16 protein-coding genes and 1 pseudogene are annotated in these 17455 nt (G+C 61.8%); 8 read left to right on the top strand and 9 right to left on the bottom strand.

All coding sequences use genetic code 11. From position 1 onward, the window contains the following. Positions 1-147: 147 nt before the first annotated feature. The 5 genes from AZG88_RS17295 to AZG88_RS51735 all read left to right on the top strand — a co-directional run bounded on the left by AZG88_RS17295 (position 148) and on the right by AZG88_RS51735 (position 3718). Positions 148-555: a hypothetical protein gene (locus tag AZG88_RS17295; protein WP_005242118.1), complete on the top strand. Its 408-nt coding sequence runs from the start codon at positions 148-150 to the stop codon at positions 553-555. Beyond that, positions 552-1436, top strand: a complete 885-nt coding sequence (locus AZG88_RS17290) for an alpha/beta fold hydrolase (protein ID WP_061698374.1) — start codon at positions 552-554, stop codon at positions 1434-1436. The genes AZG88_RS17295 and AZG88_RS17290 overlap by 4 nt, the downstream gene beginning before the upstream one ends. A gap of 194 nt (positions 1437-1630) precedes the next feature. Beyond that, the gene (locus AZG88_RS17285) at positions 1631-2077 is read left to right on the top strand and encodes a PaaI family thioesterase (RefSeq protein ID WP_063886819.1); all 447 of its coding nucleotides are present in this window, start codon (positions 1631-1633) and stop codon (positions 2075-2077) included. A 108-nt stretch (positions 2078-2185) separates the two neighbouring features. Beyond that, complete coding sequence (locus AZG88_RS17280) at positions 2186-2923, top strand: IclR family transcriptional regulator (RefSeq protein ID WP_005242115.1); 738 nt, start codon at positions 2186-2188, stop codon at positions 2921-2923. A gap of 432 nt (positions 2924-3355) precedes the next feature. Then, positions 3356-3718: a hypothetical protein gene (locus tag AZG88_RS51735; RefSeq protein ID WP_156517517.1), complete on the top strand. Its 363-nt coding sequence runs from the start codon at positions 3356-3358 to the stop codon at positions 3716-3718. Here the strand turns inward: AZG88_RS51735 and AZG88_RS17275 are convergent. The 3 genes and pseudogenes from AZG88_RS17275 to AZG88_RS49945 form a co-directional block, all read right to left on the bottom strand. Beyond that, entirely contained in the window at positions 3626-4615 is a 990-nt protein-coding gene (locus AZG88_RS17275; protein ID WP_005242113.1) for an LLM class F420-dependent oxidoreductase, read from the bottom strand. The two genes, AZG88_RS51735 and AZG88_RS17275, sit on opposite strands and share 93 nt — an antisense overlap. 272 nt (positions 4616-4887) lie before the next feature. Further along, positions 4888-6264 carry a class-II fumarase/aspartase family protein gene (locus AZG88_RS49950; protein WP_231914055.1) on the bottom strand — a complete coding sequence of 459 codons (1377 nt, stop codon included), beginning with the start codon at positions 6262-6264 and terminating at the stop codon, positions 4888-4890. A gap of 263 nt (positions 6265-6527) precedes the next feature. Then, a pseudogene (locus AZG88_RS49945) lies at positions 6528-6923 on the bottom strand (DDE-type integrase/transposase/recombinase); the annotation flags it as partial. A 45-nt stretch (positions 6924-6968) separates the two neighbouring features. Between AZG88_RS49945 and AZG88_RS17270 the strand changes: the two are divergent. Together AZG88_RS17270 and AZG88_RS17265 are read left to right on the top strand one after the other, a co-directional pair. Continuing rightward, positions 6969-7298, top strand: a complete 330-nt coding sequence (locus AZG88_RS17270; RefSeq protein ID WP_005242110.1) for a carboxymuconolactone decarboxylase family protein — start codon at positions 6969-6971, stop codon at positions 7296-7298. A gap of 71 nt (positions 7299-7369) precedes the next feature. Continuing rightward, positions 7370-8161 (top strand): enoyl-CoA hydratase, encoded by a 792-nt coding sequence (locus AZG88_RS17265; RefSeq protein WP_061698372.1) that lies wholly within the window; start codon positions 7370-7372, stop codon positions 8159-8161. A 1225-nt stretch (positions 8162-9386) separates the two neighbouring features. On the opposite strand, the gene AZG88_RS17255 is transcribed toward AZG88_RS17265, so the two are convergent. From AZG88_RS17255 to AZG88_RS17230, 5 genes are all read right to left on the bottom strand, one after another. Continuing rightward, positions 9387-10823, bottom strand: coding sequence for an aldehyde dehydrogenase family protein (locus AZG88_RS17255; protein WP_061698370.1), 1437 nt, complete (start codon positions 10821-10823; stop codon positions 9387-9389). Between the two features lie 279 nt (positions 10824-11102). Then, positions 11103-11633 carry a MaoC family dehydratase gene (locus AZG88_RS17245; protein ID WP_005242100.1) on the bottom strand — a complete coding sequence of 177 codons (531 nt, stop codon included), beginning with the start codon at positions 11631-11633 and terminating at the stop codon, positions 11103-11105. A 3-nt stretch (positions 11634-11636) separates the two neighbouring features. After that, complete coding sequence (locus tag AZG88_RS17240; protein WP_005242097.1) at positions 11637-12614, bottom strand: HpcH/HpaI aldolase/citrate lyase family protein; 978 nt, start codon at positions 12612-12614, stop codon at positions 11637-11639. Positions 12615-12621: 7 nt separating this feature from the next. Beyond that, positions 12622-13833, bottom strand: coding sequence for a CaiB/BaiF CoA transferase family protein (locus AZG88_RS17235; RefSeq protein ID WP_025432662.1), 1212 nt, complete (start codon positions 13831-13833; stop codon positions 12622-12624). Continuing rightward, positions 13830-15020 carry an acyl-CoA dehydrogenase family protein gene (locus tag AZG88_RS17230; protein WP_005242094.1) on the bottom strand — a complete coding sequence of 397 codons (1191 nt, stop codon included), beginning with the start codon at positions 15018-15020 and terminating at the stop codon, positions 13830-13832. The genes AZG88_RS17235 and AZG88_RS17230 overlap by 4 nt, the downstream gene beginning before the upstream one ends. 371 nt (positions 15021-15391) lie before the next feature. Between AZG88_RS17230 and AZG88_RS17225 the strand changes: the two genes are divergently transcribed. Further along, complete coding sequence (locus tag AZG88_RS17225; protein WP_005242092.1) at positions 15392-16132, top strand: GntR family transcriptional regulator; 741 nt, start codon at positions 15392-15394, stop codon at positions 16130-16132. A gap of 70 nt (positions 16133-16202) precedes the next feature. On the opposite strand, the gene AZG88_RS17220 is transcribed toward AZG88_RS17225, so the two are convergent. Continuing rightward, positions 16203-17453 carry an MFS transporter gene (locus AZG88_RS17220; RefSeq protein WP_063886818.1) on the bottom strand — a complete coding sequence of 417 codons (1251 nt, stop codon included), beginning with the start codon at positions 17451-17453 and terminating at the stop codon, positions 16203-16205. Positions 17454-17455: the final 2 nt, after the last annotated feature.

Genomic DNA, 17455 nt, shown 5'->3' with positions numbered 1-17455 from the left:
CCAGTCCACATACTCGAAACTGACACGGCGTACCGCTGAACGGCACAGTTCCGCTGGGGACGGCCCGCGGTCGCCATGTCTCGCGAACCCCACGCCGCCCGCGTGTGATCGCAGGTCGAATAGCGACTTACTGGAAAGGGAAAGGCCATGCCATTTGTGGACACGGACAGGTTCACGGAGGCGCTCAACTTGGATCCCGAATTCAAGATTGCGGCGCGCTTCTGGAACGCCATCGTCCGGTTGGAGATCGGCGATGAAACCTACGTGCTGGTGATCCGTGACGGTCGACTCGACTCCATGGCACCGCCCGAGGGCAACAACCTCATGACGGTTGCGCGGAACTACGACATCGAGATCTCGGCGCCGATCGAAGAATGGAGCAAGTTCTTCCAGCGGGTGCCTCGCCCGTTCTATCAGGACCTCTTCTCGGCGGTCACCCGGCACAACTTCCGCTATGGGGGAGACATGAAGATGTTCTTCGCCTACTACGCCGCGCTCAGGCGACTGTTCGATTTCATGCGTTCGTACACCAACGTTGCCGAGGAGGCGAAATGACCACGACGAAGTTCGACAAGGCGGTCGGGCGGTACGTCCATCTCACGATCGACGACGTCGAGTACCGGGTCTACTACGAGGAGAGCGGGTCCGGAATCCCGCTACTTCTCCAGCACACCGCCGGCTGTGACGGCCGCCAGTATCGTCATCTGCTCGAGGACGAGGAGATCACGTCGCACTTCCGCGTGATCACGTGGGATCTGCCGTATCACGGGCGGTCGCTGCCGCCGCTCTCCGTGCGATGGTGGGAGCAGGAGTACAACCTGACCCAGGACTTCTTCATGAAGTTCGTCGTTGCCCTGGCCGAGGCCCTCGACTGCGAGGACGCGGTGTACATGGGTAGTTCGATGGGCGGCAACCTCGCCCCCGATCTGGCCCTGCACTACCCCGGCGTGTTCCGTGCCGTGATCGCGCTCGAGGCGGCGCTGCATTCGCCCGGCTTCTACCTCGACTACTGGTTCCACCCCGAGATCAGCAACGACTCCAAGCCGGCGGCGATGTACGCGCTCACCTCGCCGACGGCGCCCGAGGTCGGCCGCAGGGAAACGACCTGGGTCTACAGCCAGGGGTCCCCGCCGGTCTTCAAGGGTGATCTCCACTACTACAGCGTCGAGCACGATCTTCGGGAAACGGCACAGAACATCGATACGTCGAAGACCGCCGTGTACATCCTCAACGGCGAATACGACTTCGCGACGGGACCGGAGGAGGCCGAGGAACTCGGCGCGCGGATCGAGGGTGCGAAGGTCGTTCCGATGGCGGGACTCGGACACTTCCCGATGAGCGAGGACGCAGCCCAGTTCTTCCGGTGCATCAAGCCGGTGCTGTGGGAAATCCGTGACTCGGCCGTGCCGTCGAAGGTGCTTTCGGCTACCCAGTAACCCACTGACCGGTTGCGCGGCCGGCAGTGCTCGTGGTGGTCACGAGGCACGGGGCCGGCGCAACCTCGCGGGCCGCCGACGAGCGAGTTCCTCCAACCTCGCCGTCGGCGGCACCGCGCCACCCATCAGGTCGCGACCCGACTCGATGGGTATGAAAGATCGAAGCCGGGATGGAAGTAGAAGTTGAGGTGGGCGTGAGCGAAGTCGAATGGGACGAGGTGCACGACGGTGGGTTCATCGGGCTGATCGGTCCACTGCTGCTGCGTCGCGGCGAAGGCGGTGCACGGGAATACGGACTGCGGTGTGAACCCAAACATCGAAACCTTCGAGGAGTCGTGCAAGGGGGCCTGATCATGGCCTTCGCCGACCGAGCCCTCGGTTCGACCGCCCTCGCGGAAACCGGCACGCAGAATATGGCGACCGTGCAGCTGAATGTCAGTTTCCTCGGTATCGTCCGGGTCGGTGACCTCTTGACGAGCTCACCCCGTATCGTGCGGCGCACGGCATCGATCGTCTTCGCGGACTCCGACCTGCGGGTGAACGACTCGGTGGTGGCAACAGCGACGGGCGTCTTCAAGATCCTCGCGGACAGTTCGACGCCTGTCGGCGTCGGCGGGGCCGCAGAGAGTCGCCTTCGGTGAGTCCGTAGCGGACATCAAGACTGGACATTTCGACATACTGTGCCGATAATCGGCACAGTACGAAATGTTGCACCGCGCGGAGCGGCGGTCGAGGGAGAGGAACAGTAGGTGCAGGGCATCGAACGAGGTTTGCGCGTACTCGAAGCTGTTGCGGAGAGCCAGCCGGTCGGAGTAGGCGAACTGTCACGCACCCTTCAGTTGCCGAAATCGACCGTGCAGCGGACTCTTCAGGCACTCGCATCCGCCGGCTGGATCCGCAGCGATGAGAGCGAGTACACGCGATGGAAGCTCACCTCACGGGCACTCGCCGTGGGCCGGCGCGGCTGGGACAAGGGAGACTTGCGAACGGTCGCGCTCGAACCGATGCGTGAGCTGCGGGATCTGACGAACGAGACCATCACACTCCAGGTCCGTGACGGTGCGGAACGGGTGGTTCAGATCGAACGCATGGATTCCCATCAGGCGGTTCGCACCTTCATCAAGGTCGGCAGCACATGGCAGCTACCTCACACGTCGGGGGGAATGGCGATCATGGCGCGCCTGCCGGACGACGAGGTCGACAGAATTCTCTCCAGCCCCATCCAGCAACTCACTCCGCAGACCGACACCGATCCCGAATCGATCCGAAAGAAGATCGAGGAGATCCGCCGCGTCGGGTATGCGGTGAACGTCAATCAGAACCGGATGGGAGTGTGTGCCGTCGGGGCAGCTGTGCTGGGGGAGGGGGGATGCCCGGTAGGTGGCATCGGGATCTCGATGCCGGAGACCCGTTTCGACGAGCATCGTGTGCCCTGGTGGGGAAAGCAGGTCTCCGACACTGCAGCGAACGTGAGTTCACTGCTCTGATCCGTCGAGCGCTTTGTCACCGGATTCCGCACCTTGCTTGCGTTTGTGGCTCTGCACGGCGACCACAACGACAACTGATGCTTGGTAGCCGATCGAGCCAGCCGCGGATTGTTGGGTCGACTGTCGGCTCGCCAACATCGTGCGCACCGACGGCCAGTGCACCGCTGGCCTCCCGTGAACATCGAGCCTGATCAACGTCGAGCCACGCAGTGTTCTTCCCGCAGCCCCGACGGAGGACCGAGTTCGCCGGCTCACGAAGGGGCAGCCGCGAAAGCTTCCCGTCGAAGCCGGTCGGTAGTGAAATCGGAGCGGGGGTTCGTCGTCCCCAGGACGTCTTCCGGATCGGACAGCCGCGTCGTTACCTCAATCGGTGGAAGCGACGCCTGGGCAACCGGTGCGCGGGGACGCGGTGACTAGAAAAGGTACAGTCACGTGGCTGCATCAATCACGCGCCGTGTCGTCTGTGCCGGCGTGATCGCCGGATTCTCCGCTCTCGCCCTGATCGCGAACCCGGCAATCGGTTCGGCCACTGTCACGTGCTCGTCGACGGTGACCAACAGCGCAACCACCATCACGGTTGCGCTCCATGATATCGCGGCCACCGAGGCGCTCAATCACTGTGAGGCGCAGACCTTCCCCTTCGATACGCCGGAGTACGACAAGACCACTTCGGTCGACGAGATCAAGTACGCCGATATCTCCCTATCGTGGTTCCGAAGTACCCGATATCTTATCGGCTACCGTATGTTTCAGCGTTTTGTTGACACGGTGGAAGATGTCGAGTGCCGTGTCTAGCATCCTTCTGCTATCGGTGAACCACGGATCTTGAAGGTTCAGATCGATGATCAGCTCGTCGACACCCACTTCCGACGCGGCGACGACGTCCTCGACAATTTGGTCGATCGTGCCGACGAAAGGTGTGCGTTCGGCCCCTGCGAGCTCGGAGGTGAGAGTTATATTTGCACAGACGATGTGCTCGAGGTGTTCGGCGGAGCGACCTAGTTCGACGGCTCGCTCGCGGATCTTGTTCCAGGTGGATTCGATCTCCTGGAATCCTTTTGAGCCGAAGGGAATGGACAGCCATCCATCGGCTCGAGAAGCGATTCGTTCGATGGTCCGGGGGGTACCTCCGCCCCCGATGAGAACAGGCACTCGTGACGCCGGCTTCGGGCCGACGATAGCGTTGCTGACGATCGTGCGTCGTCCTTGGTAGCTCACTGGATCCGGTCCCCATGCTGCCGCGAGGACGTCGAGCGTCTCGTCGAGGTAGCGCCCTCGAAGAATGGGATCCGCTCCTGCGGCGCGCATTTCGTCCTTCGACCATCCGGCACCGAAGCCCGCGACGAATCGGCCTTCACTGATCTGATCGATTGTTGCTATTGTTTTCGCCAGTTGGAAAGGAATATGTTGCGCGGCGATGAGCACGCTCGTCCCAAGACGCACGTGACTGGTTACCATCGCGGCAGCGGCAAGTACGCTGAGTGGATCTGCGGTTTGCCGATAATAGGATGGCCAATCGCCGCCGGGCGGATCCGAGTATGGATAGGGTTCCTCGGGCGTTAGGGGATAGAGGCTTCGCTCATAGACCCAGAGGCTGTCAAATCCGTTATTCTCCGCAGTCTGAGCCACCTCGGTGACGTCTAGACGAAGGTTCACCTTGTCGCGTTGTGGTATCCGAAGTCCAAGTTTCAATTCTTGTTCCTTACGATTCGTCAGCCCAGCGCTTGCGTTCGGCCTTGTTTCGACTGCATCTTGTGTGGTGTGCGCGACAAGTAGTCACGACCGCCGGTGGGCCTTCTGCGCTCGTGCCCTCGTGAACCGAATAGGGCACGAGTGTGCGCTCGAAATCAACTTCTCTGGAACGCCGTACAAGTCCCCTCCACCTGCTGCCAGTCAGGGCACGCTTCGCCAGAACTTGATGTTGTCGCAGGCGGCAGAGCTGAGCCGAAGAATCAGATGCCGGGCTATGGGCTGATCGAGGGTCGGTCCTCCGCATCAGCGGTGAGCGCGCGATTGATGCGGTCTGCAACCTCGGGCGCGAAACCTAGGTATTGGGTTGGATCAAGAGCTTTCATTATCTGATCTTGCGACAGGTGGGAGGCTACTCGTTCATCCGCCGTCGCAACCTCGGAGAAGTTCAGGTTTCGAAGGTCGGCGGATCGAGTCAACTCAACAAGAAGGTGATGGGCATGATCACGTCCAATGGATGAATCAAGAATCATCATCAGAGATTCGGCATTGACCTGGCCCCCGGTGATTCCGACATTTCTTCGCATACGCTCGACATTTACTTGCAAACCTTCCAGCAGATGGTTCAGATCCGCTGCCATCGCGCCAGATCCAACCATCAACTCAGGGACAGTCAGCCACTCGACAGCCCATGCCCCCATGTCTCGTTCGTGCTGGTGAGCGCCATTTCGGAGTAGCCCAGCGGATAGGCTTTGCGCAATTCGCGCTTTGGCTACGATGCCTTCGGAAAGGTGCGGATTTCGCTTTTGCGGCATCGTCGATGATCCGATGTGACCAGGCTGGAGAGGCTCGACCAGTTCCCCAAATTCTGTGGATTGCAGGCGAATCACCTCTGCCGCGATCCTCTCGGATACACCAGCGAGGAGGGCCATCAAGGAACCTAGTTCGGCTATGCGGTCTCGAGTCGCGTGCCAGGGTGCCACCGGTTCCGTAAGGCCGAGCCGCGATGCCACACCCGCTTTTACTTCGAAGGCACGGTCACCGTACCCCGCCATGCTTCCGGCGGCACCGAAGATCTGAACTGTGAGAATTCGATCACGCGATTCTGCTATGCGTGTTTGCAACCGCTGCAGCTCATCTACCCAGGTAGCGGCCTTCAGACCGAATGAGATCGGAACGGCGTGTTGTCCATGCGTTCGACCAACTTGAGTAGTGTTGCGATGCTTCAGAGCGAGCGACGCGGCCGCCTTCGTGGCTGCAGCTACATCGCGCTCAATACCCTGCAGTGATTGACGCAGTTGAAGGGCTTGACCGGAATCCATGATGTCTTGAGAAGTTGCACCATAGTGCACGAACTGTCCAAACTCTGTGCCAACCAACTTCTCCAGCGCATTAACCATCGGAACGATTGGATGCTGTGTTGCGCTGACGTGTTGGCGCAGCTTATTGATATCGAAAAGATCGCTCTGGCAGTGCGCTGAAATACGCTGCGCAGCTTCGGCCGGGATGATTCCGAGTTCAGCCTGAGTTTGTGCTAGAGCACGCTCTACATCCAGCCACCCCTGCAGTCGCTGCGGTCCGTCGAAGATCGCACGTTGTTCGGCGTTGCCGAAAAAGTCACGTAGCAGGTCATCGTCAAGTCCCACGCCCATGGTTCCGCCTTCTTGTCGGTGTGTGCGCAGGAGATCCGCGCCGCAGCTCAATTTGTTGGCATGCCGTTCCGCTGGTCGGCACGCCGCGTGTTGATAGTCCAACACCGAGTCTGCGTTGTCAATTCCCGTTTTCAGTAAGTCAGAGATAGCGTCGGTGGTCGGGCCATAATGGCCGATCTGATGTTGTCCACGGTTGACCTATCTGGCTGCTGCTCCCACGGTGCCCCAGGTCTATGCCGAGCATTGAACCAGCGAACTCACTCGGCCGTCTCCCGCTCCGCCTCGGCCCGTCCGGTCCATACCCATTCCCGGCGGATGGGCTCGGTCTTGTAGAGCCCCTATGGCCGATTTCATCATGGCATTATCGAGGGTGTCGGCGACGCTGCCGATCGAGCCCGTGATCCCGGATTCGACCAACGCCTCGGTCGACGCGAGCGACGTGTACTGACTGCCCGCGTCCGCGTGATGCACCAAACCTGTTAAAGTGAAACGGAAATCAGTCCTCCGTCGCGTGAACAGCGCTTGTTCGAGGACGCCGCTGAGCAACGGCGTGGCCTCGTAGTCATCGCCCGCCAACCTAGAATTCGGCGGGAGAAGACATCGACGCAGAACGCGGAATAGGCGAACCCGACCATCGACACGTAGGTGTAGTTGGCGACCGTTGTCTCGAAACGCTATTCGAGCCATTATCTGAAGGAAACTTGATGACTGTGATGACGCACAACCATCGCACGGCGCCCCTCGGTGACCGAGCCAGCTCGATGGGTCAGGCGCTGGCCGCCTTCAACGCCTCGGTCTTCACCGGACCCGGTGAGATCCCCCGCAAATATCGAGAACTCATGGCCGTGGCGGTCGCACTGACCACGCAGTGCGAAGGATGCATCAAGGTGCACACCAATGATGCCGTCGCCTGCGGTGCAAGCGATGAAGAGTTGGCGGAGGCGACCTATATCGCTGCCAGCCTCAGAGCCGGAGGTGCTGTCGTGTACGGGCTCAAGTCCCTCGCGTCCGCCGAGCGTATCCGCAAGAGCTAACTACCCCTAGGCCGAGTGCCATCAGCGCCCAGCGGCTGCATCGTCCTGCTGCTGGTTCAGAAAGGGAGACGATGACCGACTCGAGAATTGGCTCGGCGTCAATCGGCATCAGCGCCGACGGACCCATTGGATGGATCACTCTGACGGATCCTGATCGACGTAATCCACTGTCGGTGAACATGATGCGAGGGATTCGGGACGCTCTCGGTGCGTTGGGAGGCGATAACTCGATCCGAGTGATCGTGCTCCAGGCGAACGGGGCGGCATTTTCCGCCGGCCACGACCTCAATGAACTCGTTGGGTGCTCTCTCGATGACGGACGCGCGGTCTTCGCTGCTTGCATCGAGATGATGCAGGCGATACATCGCGTTCCTCAACCGGTCATCGCCTCGGTGCAGGGTGTGGCACTCGCCGCGGGTTGTCAACTTGTCGCTGCCTGTGACCTGGCGGTGGCGTCCTCGACGGCTCGATTCGGCACTCCGGGGGTCAAGATCGGCTTGTTCTGCTCGACACCGATGGTCGCCCTTTCCCGTGCGATTGGCAGAAAGCGGGTCCTACGGATGCTCCTTACCGGTGAGATGATCGATGCGGTCACGGCAGAGACCTGGGGGCTGATCAACCTTGTCGCCGAACCCCAAACCCTGACCGAGGTAACGCGATCGTTGGCGGAAACGGTCGCGGGGGCGAGCGCACTGACCCTGGCTACCGGGAAAGAAGCCTTCTACCGACAAATCGAATTGTCCGAGGACGAAGCGTACCGACAGATGCAAGAGACGATGGCAGTAAATGCCACCGCTTACGATGCGCAAGAGGGGATTACCGCCTTTCTCGCCAAACGTCCCCCTGTCTGGCAACACCGCTGACTGCCCGTCTCGGCACGACCCTTCAACACCCGAGCGAAGTGTGGTTCGCCTGCGGGTAGGTTCGTCATTCGGAGGATGCCGGCATCCGTCCGCTCGATTTGGTGGCGACAAGCGGGCGGCAATGCGGAGTGGATCGGAGTGGGCAACCCAGGACAACACCCGATCGCGCCATACCTGCGGAAATCACGGTCGGCTCGCGGGGTGTGCCCCACGATTCCGGACGGGACGGCCGTGGCGAGGTTCCCGAGTGCGCTTCTATTGCGCACAGCGCGGACGAGCCGGCGACCGACTTGCTGCAGCGGTGAGATTCTTCATGATTCGTGATGCGGTCGACATGATCGGGGATCGTTTCGGCGTCACCCGGTTTACGATCGACAACCACTCAACGAATTGTCCGACAAGTCGCCGAGCTGACAGCCGGCTCCACGACAGTTGGTCACTGTTTCGACCTCGTGAGAATGTCCTCATTGGTCAATTCCCGGTTCGTCGCACTGCCGCAGGGAGGTGGCACCGCACCGGTCGACGATCGGGCGGTGTTCACTGCGAGCGTGTTCGTAGTCACCGGGCTTCGAGGTACGTCAGTCGTGATCGGGAGGATGGACAGGGCTACGGGTTCCTGGGTCGCGGTCCGTTGCTTCTACGAGCCAGCGGATCGCTACTACTTTTGGGAAATGCCTTCCACAATGCTTTAGCGATGGAGAACGCCCCGTGTTGAGCTGTGCGCTGTACCGGGGCGTTGTCGCGGTGTGACGCGCCCGCCTACGCGTCCGGGCGAACAATGAGATCGCCGTATTCCGGTCGATCGTCAAGGAACTTCGAACATACGGGCAGACCGGTCGCACCTTTCATCGGTAGTCGCGGGCGAGGTCGAGCGCCTGTCGCACGAATAGGGCAGCGAATGAACGGTTTTCGACCTCTTCCACGACTTCGTGTGGGAGTAGGACATCACGACGTCCTCGGGCTGGGCCCGATATTGCCTTGGATCCTGAGCGGTTCAGTGAGGTGTCGCAGATCGAAATACCCCAGAATGCCGACCGGCTCTCCTCGAACCCGGAGTTCGAAGCGATGCCGATCGGCATTGTGGACGACTCGGGCCTCCTCGGGTTTGGTGCATTTCGCACTCCCGTCGACGCCCCAGCTACTGCACCGCTCAGGGGTGCTGCCATCTGTCCCGTTGATTGTCTCGTCGGCGTACTCAGTCATGGAGAGACGTGATCCGCGGACCTCATAACCGTGCGGTAATCGTCTTGAGCTGGCAGTAGTGCTTGAGCGCCTCGAAGCCCTTCTCCCGGCCGAAACCGCTCAACTTGTAGCCACCGAACGGTGTTTCGACACCACCGGCGAAATACTGGTTGATGAAGACCTGCCCCGCCTCGATGGCGCCGGCCACGCGATGAGCCCGGCCGTGGTCTCGGGTCCAGACCCCCGCGACGAGTCCGTAGTCGCTGTCGTTGGCGATCTCGACCGCCTCCTGATCGGAATCGAATCGGAGCACCGTCAGCACCGGGCCGAAGATCTCCTCGCGCGCCACGCGCATCGTGTTGACGACGTCGACGAAAATGGTCGGCTCGATGAACAACCCGCGGCCCAGCCGCCCGGTGTCGGCGACGTGTCCACCGGTCGCGACACGTGCACCCTCGCTGGGGCCGAGGTCGAGATACGAGCGGACCTTGTCGAACTGCCCTCGCGTGGCCAGGGATCCGATGTCCGGGTCCTCGATGCCCGGCGCGATGACCGTGGTCTTCGCGTGCTGGACGAGCCGATCGACCAACTCGTCGTGCACCGAAGAATGCACCAGCAACCGGCTGCCGGCAGAACATACCTGCCCCGCCTTGGTGGTAAACGCGGTCCAGGCGCCTGCCGCGGCGGCGTCGAGATCGGCGTCGTCGAAGACGATGTTGGGGGACTTGCCGCCCAACTCTAGAGTCAGCGGAATCAGCCGTTGGGCGGCCGCCCGCATGATCGCCCGGCCGGTCTCCACCGAGCCGGTGAAGACGATCTTGCGGACCTTGTCGTGGCCGGTCAGCGCAGCTCCCGCATCGGCACCGAATCCGGGGACGACGTTGAGAATCCCCGCGGGCAGTCCCGCTTCGACGGCGAGACGGCTCATCTCCAGTGCCGACAGTGGCGTGTCCTCGGCGGGTTTGAGGACCACCACGTTGCCCATCGCCAATGCGGGCGCGATGGCCCGCGCGGCCTGGTTGATCGGCGCATTCCAGGGTGTGACGACACCGATCACGCCGAACGGTTCGTTGCGGGTGTACGAGAGGTAGTCGGGTCCCAGCGGAATCGTCTCGCCGTGTACCTTGTCTGCCGCCCCGCCGTAGTACTCGAAGTATCGTGCGGCAGTCTCGATGTCCACGTTCGACTGCGACAACGTCTGACCGGTGTCGAGTGTTTCGATTCGGGCCAGTTCGTCTGAATGTTCACGCAGTGTGCGGGCGACCTCGAGGAGAATGCGACCGCGAGTGGCGGCCGGGGTGTCACGCCACGAGCGGAAGGCGCTCTGCGCTACGGCAACTGCTGCCTCGATATCCTCCGCTCCGCCGAGCGCGACTTCGGCGATGACGTCGCCTGTGGCGGGATCACGAGTGGAAAAGTACTGCCCACTCTTACTGGGCTCGTCATGTCCGCCGACGAACGTTTCGTAACGCTCTCGCATTGTGCTTCCTATTCCGAGTGGTGCACCCGGGTGACCGGCCGCACCGGGTTTGTGCCGATATATGGCACAGTGTTTCTGTTGACAGCTTGGTTCGTTCCCGCGATCTCTGTCAAGGGCCGGGTGTCCTCCCACCATCGGGGGAACACCCGGCCCGGATCCAAGATCGGAGGGACGAAATCCTCGATCCGCGGATCGCGCAGCCGACCCGCAGATCCCATCCGGCTTCGGTGAGAACGGCTGTGGGTGTTGCAGACGGGAACGCTCCCCAACCGGAGGCGACTACGCGTGTGGCAGCGGTCGGGCGGGTTGTTCGCCGCCGCGCGCGTCGCCGTAGCTTCGCTTGGGTACGAGAACTTTGCGTCGGAAGATGCAGACGATCTGCCCGTCCTGCTTGTAGCCGCGGGTTTCGACGTACACGACGCCTCGGTCGTCCTTGGACTTCGAGGGCGTGACTTCCAGGACCTCGGTTTCGCCATAGATCGTGTCACCGTGGAACGTCGGCTTGACGTGCCGCAACGATTCGATTTCGAGGTTGGCGATCGCTTTGCCGGACACATCCTGTACGGACATTCCGAGCAGAAGCGAGTAGACGTAGTTGCCCACGACCACGTTGCGGCCGAATTCTGTTGTCGCCTCCGCGAAGTGGGAGTTGATGTGCAGTGGGTGGTGGTTCATCGTCAGCAGGCAGAACAGGTGATCGTCGTATTCGGTGACGGTCTTGCCTGGCCAATGCCTGTAGATTGCTCCGACTTCGAAATCCTCGAAGTACCGACCGAACTGCATGTTCTGCTCTTTCTCCGTGGTCGTCACTGTTCACACACCGCTCTCTACGGTCTCGATCTCCGGCTTCCACACATCGAGTCGTTCCATGCCGGCCGCGCGCCCCTGGCCGGCGATGACCAACGCCATCTTGCGGGACGCCTCGTCGATCATTTCGTCGCCGAGCATCACGGCGCCCTTGCGGCCGCCCTGGTCGGAGGTGAACCACTCGTACGCGGCGAGGATGTTCTCGGCGTGGTCGTAGTCGGCTTGGGCTGGACTGAAGGTGTCGTTGGCGGCGTCGATCTGGGCCGGATGCAGCACCCATTTCCCGTCGTAGCCGAGCGCGGCGGCTTGTCCGGCAACCCGGCGGAAGCCCTCGACGTTGCGGACCTGCACATACGGTCCGTCGATTGCCTGCAGCCCGTTCGCTCGGGCGGCCATCAGGATCCGCATCAGCGGGTAGTGGAATGCGTCGCCGACACCGTAGCCCGGCGGCTGCTCACCGATCACGAGCGACTTCATGTTGATACTCGCCATGAAGTCGCCGGGGCCGAAGATGATCGTTTCGGTACGCGGCGACGCGGCTGCGATCTCGTCGACGTTGATCAATCCGGCGGCGTCCTCGATCTGCGCCTCGATTCCGATCCGGCCTACCTCGAAACCCATGGTCTTCTCGATCTGGGTCAGGGTGAAGTCGAGCCAGGCGATCTGGGCAGCCGACTGCACCTTCGGAAGCATGATGCAGTCGAGATTCTGACCGGCACCTTCGACGACCTCGACCACGTCACGATAGGTCCAGTGGGTGGTGAGATCGTTGACCCGCACCACGCGAATCTTCGATCCCCACCCGCCTTCGTTGAGTGCCGCGACGATGGTCTTGCGCGCACCAGGTTTCGCGAGTGGAGCACACGCGTCCTCGAGGTCCAGGAAGACCTGGTCGGAATCGAGACCCTTCGCCTTCTCGATCATCTTCGGGTTCGAACCGGGAACCGCGAGGCAGGAACGCCGCGGTCGTTGTGTTCTGGACATGATCTCCCTATCTTGTTTCTTCGAGCTGGAAGGCAGCTGTGGTGTTGTCGAACTGGGCCAGCACTTCGTCGGTATGTTCGCCGAGTAGCGGTGCTCGCCGGAGGTGGGTCGGGGGCGCATCCGCGAACTTGATCGGGGTGTTGGCGATCGTCAGCGGGTGGGACACACCGGGATGATCGACCTCGACCAGCATGTTGCGGGCACGCACGTGGGGATCCGCATAGATGTCCTCGACGGTATTGACCGGTGCCACCGGGACCTTGCCGCCGAGTGTTTCCACGATCTGGTCCTTGGTCCGGGTGGTTGTCCACGCGGTCACCGCAGACATGGTGAAGTCACGATTGGCCAGTCGGCTGACGTTGTCCCTTGTGCGTTCGTCCGTCGCCAACTCGGGGCGCCCGATTACCGCGCAGAGTTGCTGCCAATGTTTGTTGCCCGGCGCGGCGATACTGACCCACCCGTCTGCCGCGGGCACGACATCGAAGGGACAGAGCAGGGGATGGCTGTTTCCCTGCCGGGTCGGTACGTCGCCGTTGTAGGAGTGCTGGTAGACGGCGCGTTCGCACATGGCCAGCATGGCGTCGTACATCGACACGTCGACGAAGCCGCCGACTCCGTCGCGACGAGCACGGTGCACGGCCGACAGCAGGCCGATCACCGCGAAGAGCGCAGGCACGGTGTCACCGAGACCGGGACCGGTCTTGATCGGGGGGCGGTCGGGCTCGCCGGTGATCTCCATCAAGCCGCTGACGGCCTGGACGGTGATGTCGTACGCCGGCCAGTCCCGCATCGGGCTGCTGCCGGTGCGTTCGTCACCGAATCCGCGGATCGCCGCATATACCAGGTGGGGATTCTTCTCCTGGAGTCGCTCGTAGGACAGCCCCAGCCGGTCCATGACCCCGTGGCGGAAGTTCTCCACGACGACATCGGCGTGCGCGACCAGTTCGAGCAGCGAGGCGCGCCCCTCCTCGCTGGTGAGGTCGAGAACGACACTGCGCTTGTTGCGATTGACGCTCTGGAAATACCCACCGAATGCGCGTAGTTCGTCATCCGGTGCGAACGGTCCCTGCTCTCGGATGAAGTCACCATGCGGGGGTTCGACCTTGATCACGTCGGCGCCCAGATCTCCGAGGACCATGGTGGCGAAGGGACCCGCGAGCATGGTCGTCAGGTCGATCACCACGACATCGTTCAGTGGCCCGGCGGCCGGCGATCTCATCGTGTCTGCCTTCCGAGGATCGAATCCGAAATGATCTTCAGCTGGATTTCCGACGTGCCCTCGAAGATTTTGGTGAGCTTGGCATCCCGCCAGTACCGTTCGACGGCGAAATCGGTGGTGTATCCGGCACCGCCGTGAATCTGCAGGGCCTCACTGGTTACTCGTTCGGCCATCTCGGTGGCGAGGTACTTGACCATCGACGCCTCCACGGTGTTGCGCCGGCCGGCGTCGACCTCGGTGCACACCCGGTACATCAGCGATCGGGCCGCCTCCACCTCGGTGGCCATGTGCGCGATCTTGAACCGAATCGCCTGGTTCTCGCCGATCGGACGGCCGAACTGGACGCGTTGCCGCGCATAGGCAACGGAGTCCTCGAGCGCTCCGCGTGCCACGCCGATGGCGCGGGCGGCGGTATGAATCCGGGCGGTCTCGAGATCGCCCATGGCGACCTTGAAGCCCTCGCCTTCGGGGCCGACCATGGAGTCACCAGCGGCGTAGGCGTTGTCGAAGGACAACTCCCAGGTCTTCCATCCGTGATATCCGATCTTGCGTACCGGTGTGCCCGTCACTCCCGGGGGCAGCTCACCGCGAGGCTTCGGCATGATGAAACAGCTGATACCGCGCGATCGGTGGTCGCGGTCAATGGGTGACGTACGGGCGAATACCTGAAGGTAGTCGGCTCCGTCGGCGAACGTGCACCACATCTTCTGGCCGCTGATCCGCCACCCGTCGGCTTCCCTGCGGGCCCGAGTCGACAGCGCTGCCACATCGGATCCCGCATCGGGCTCGGACAAGGCAAAGGCGCTGAGGAAGTCGCCCGTAGCCATCCGTGGCAGGTACTTGCTGCGCTGTTCCTCGGTGAATCCCGCGGTGAATTGTTGTCCGCGAGCGATCAGGCTCGACACGCTCATCCACGCGCGGGAAAGTTCCTCGACGATCAGGGCGTACTCGAAGACCCCGAGGCCCAGCCCGCCGTATTCCTCGGGAATCAGAACACCGAAGAAGCCTAGGTCGGCCATCTTCTGGCGCAGTTCCATCGGAATTTCGCCCTTGACCGGATCGAGTTCGTTCGCCACGGGCAGCACTTCCTTGGCGGCGAACTCCCGCGCCATCGCCTGGATCGCGAGGCGCTCGTCGGTGAGATATCCGGCTCCTGACGACCCGACGTCGTCAACTACAGCAGTCATGAGGCTTCAACCCTTCATCCGTGCCTCTATGCGGCACAGTGTTCCGATATCGATCAGGATGCCGTACGGAAGCCGTATTGGTCAACCCTCCCTCCGGCGAGTGGACGGCGGGAGCTTCGTCAGTGCTGGTACGGGCTGTATACGCGTCGAGGTCGGAACGGGGTGTGCGTTCCCTGTTGTTGGACGGGATACCGGGTGGGAGCAGGTTCGGTGGGTGCCCCGCGACTCCGGTGGTGTGCCGATATCTGGCATATCGTGCTAATTCGACCTACTATGATTCGCGGACGATCCCGATGGATCGGCATGTGAAGACAGCGCGTCGCGGCAATGAATGATGCCGAAGGGCGACAGGAACGGAGCGGTGTGGGCTCATGGGTGGCCGTGACAACGAACGAGCGCCGGCACATCGGCGGTTGTCCCACGCGCTGCGCGAGCAAATCGCCGCGGGCCACTTCGACGGTGGCCGCCAGCTTCCCACCGAACTCGAACTTGCCGAGACGTATGTAGTGAGTCGGCAGACGGTGCGGCGAGCATTCTACGATCTGGTGGCGGATGGCCTGGTGTATCGCGTTCCGGGGAGGGGCACGTTCGTCTCCGAACTGGGGAGTAGGCGTCTTCGGCGGCTCGGAGCGATTGAAGAACTGACCAATCTCCCCGCTGGCACCACCACGGAAATTGTCGCGCCTCTGCGACGGAGGGCCGATATCGAAGCCGCAAGCCGTTTACGCCTCGACGATGACTTCGTCTCCACGATCGCGTATGTACGCCGCTACGCGGGGATCGTGTTCGCGATGACGACCGTCCATCTGCCGGATCCTCATGCGCAGCACCTATGTGGCGGCGCGGGGACGGAGCCGGGCGCGATCGGAGCGCACACGATCATCGGTCTCCTGGAACCCCACCTGTCGACTCCCGTTGTCGAACTCGTGCAGTCGATCACCGTGGCGCCGGCGTCCGAGGAGACCGCCGATCACCTCGACTGTCCCGCCGGACATCCACTGTTGCGCGCCGATCGCGTGTATCTCGATTCGGATAGTCGGGCAGTTGAGCTGGCGATCAGTTTTTACTTACCCGAGCACTTCACCTACCGAAACACCATAGGCAGAAGTTGACGGGTCCTTCTCGGGCCGCCAGGGGCGGCCCGAGAAGGAGCGAATCCCGCGAACAGGGGAGAAATGCCGGTCAGGATTCTTCGCCCGAAATATCGCTGCGGAACGTTTCCGGCACCGCTATGGCCCCCATGAGCGTAATAATCGCGGTGGCCACGATGTACCACGGAAAATACTGGGAGTAACCGGCATTGGCCAGGCTAGTGGCTACAAGCGGGACCGTTCCACCGAAGATTGCCACCGAGAGCGAGTAGGGAAAGCCCAGGCCGCTCACTCGTACGTGCGGTGGGAAGTTTTCGACCATCACAGCTGACGTGATCGATGTGCAGAGGCTCAACAACAGTAGCCCGATGAGCTGAATGCATATCAGGACTAAAAAGTTCGAACTTGTGATCGAGAGCAGGAAAGGCGTTACGATGACGGTGCCGACGCCGAATGCGTACATGCACGGTTTACGTCCATATCTGTCGGAGATCAGCCCGGCCACCGGCTGTGCGAGTGTGTAGAGGATCAGCGTGATGATGCCGACCGTCATTGCGGTGGTGGCAGAGGCGCCGTTCTGGATCTGGAAGTACGTAGTCAGATAGGTCGCCCAAAAGTATTGTCCAACACCCATTCCGGTTGCGATTGCAAACACGATCAGGGACTGTCTGGGGTAACGCTGCAGAGCATTGAGCGGGTTGCGACTAACCGGTGCCGCGCCCTCGTCGGAGACGGTGGTCTCGAGCGTTTCTTGCGTCCCGCGGCGAATGTACCAGGCCACGATCGCAGCCAGGGCGCCGACAGCGAAGGGGATTCGCCAACCGTAGTCCCGCATCGCATCTTCGCCGATGAGTGCGACGAACACGGTGATGAAGGCGAGACATGTCAACTTCCCTATGCCCGAGGCGACGAACATGAAGCTCGAGTAGAAACCACGTCGGCCGGCGGGCGCGGATTCGACGATGAAGGCGCCTGCAGTCGTGTATTCGCCTCCGGCGGACAATCCCTGCAGGATGCGGGCAACAGTGAGAATCACGGGCGCGGCGACACCGATCTGGCTGTACGTGGGGCAGATGGCGACAAGCAGGCTGCCGCCGGCCATGAGACTGATGGTGAGACTCAAGGCGCGCCGGCGGCCGTAACGATCTGCAAAGAGTCCGATGAAAAGGCCTGCCAGCGGACGTGCGAGGAATCCGACGGCAAAAACGCCGAATGCGCTCAAGAGCGGTACCAGTCCCGAGGATTCGGAAGTGGGGAAGAAGGACGATGCGAAGTAGACCGCGAGGTACGAGTATGCGAGGAAATCGAAGAACTCGACCGAGTGTCCGATGGTCCCGGCGATCA

The sequence above is a fragment of the Rhodococcus sp. LB1 genome (assembly GCF_001583455.1).
Classification (GTDB): Bacteria; Actinomycetota; Actinomycetes; order Mycobacteriales; family Mycobacteriaceae; genus Rhodococcus_F; species Rhodococcus_F opacus.
This window is presented reverse-complemented; position numbering and strand designations above follow the sequence as displayed.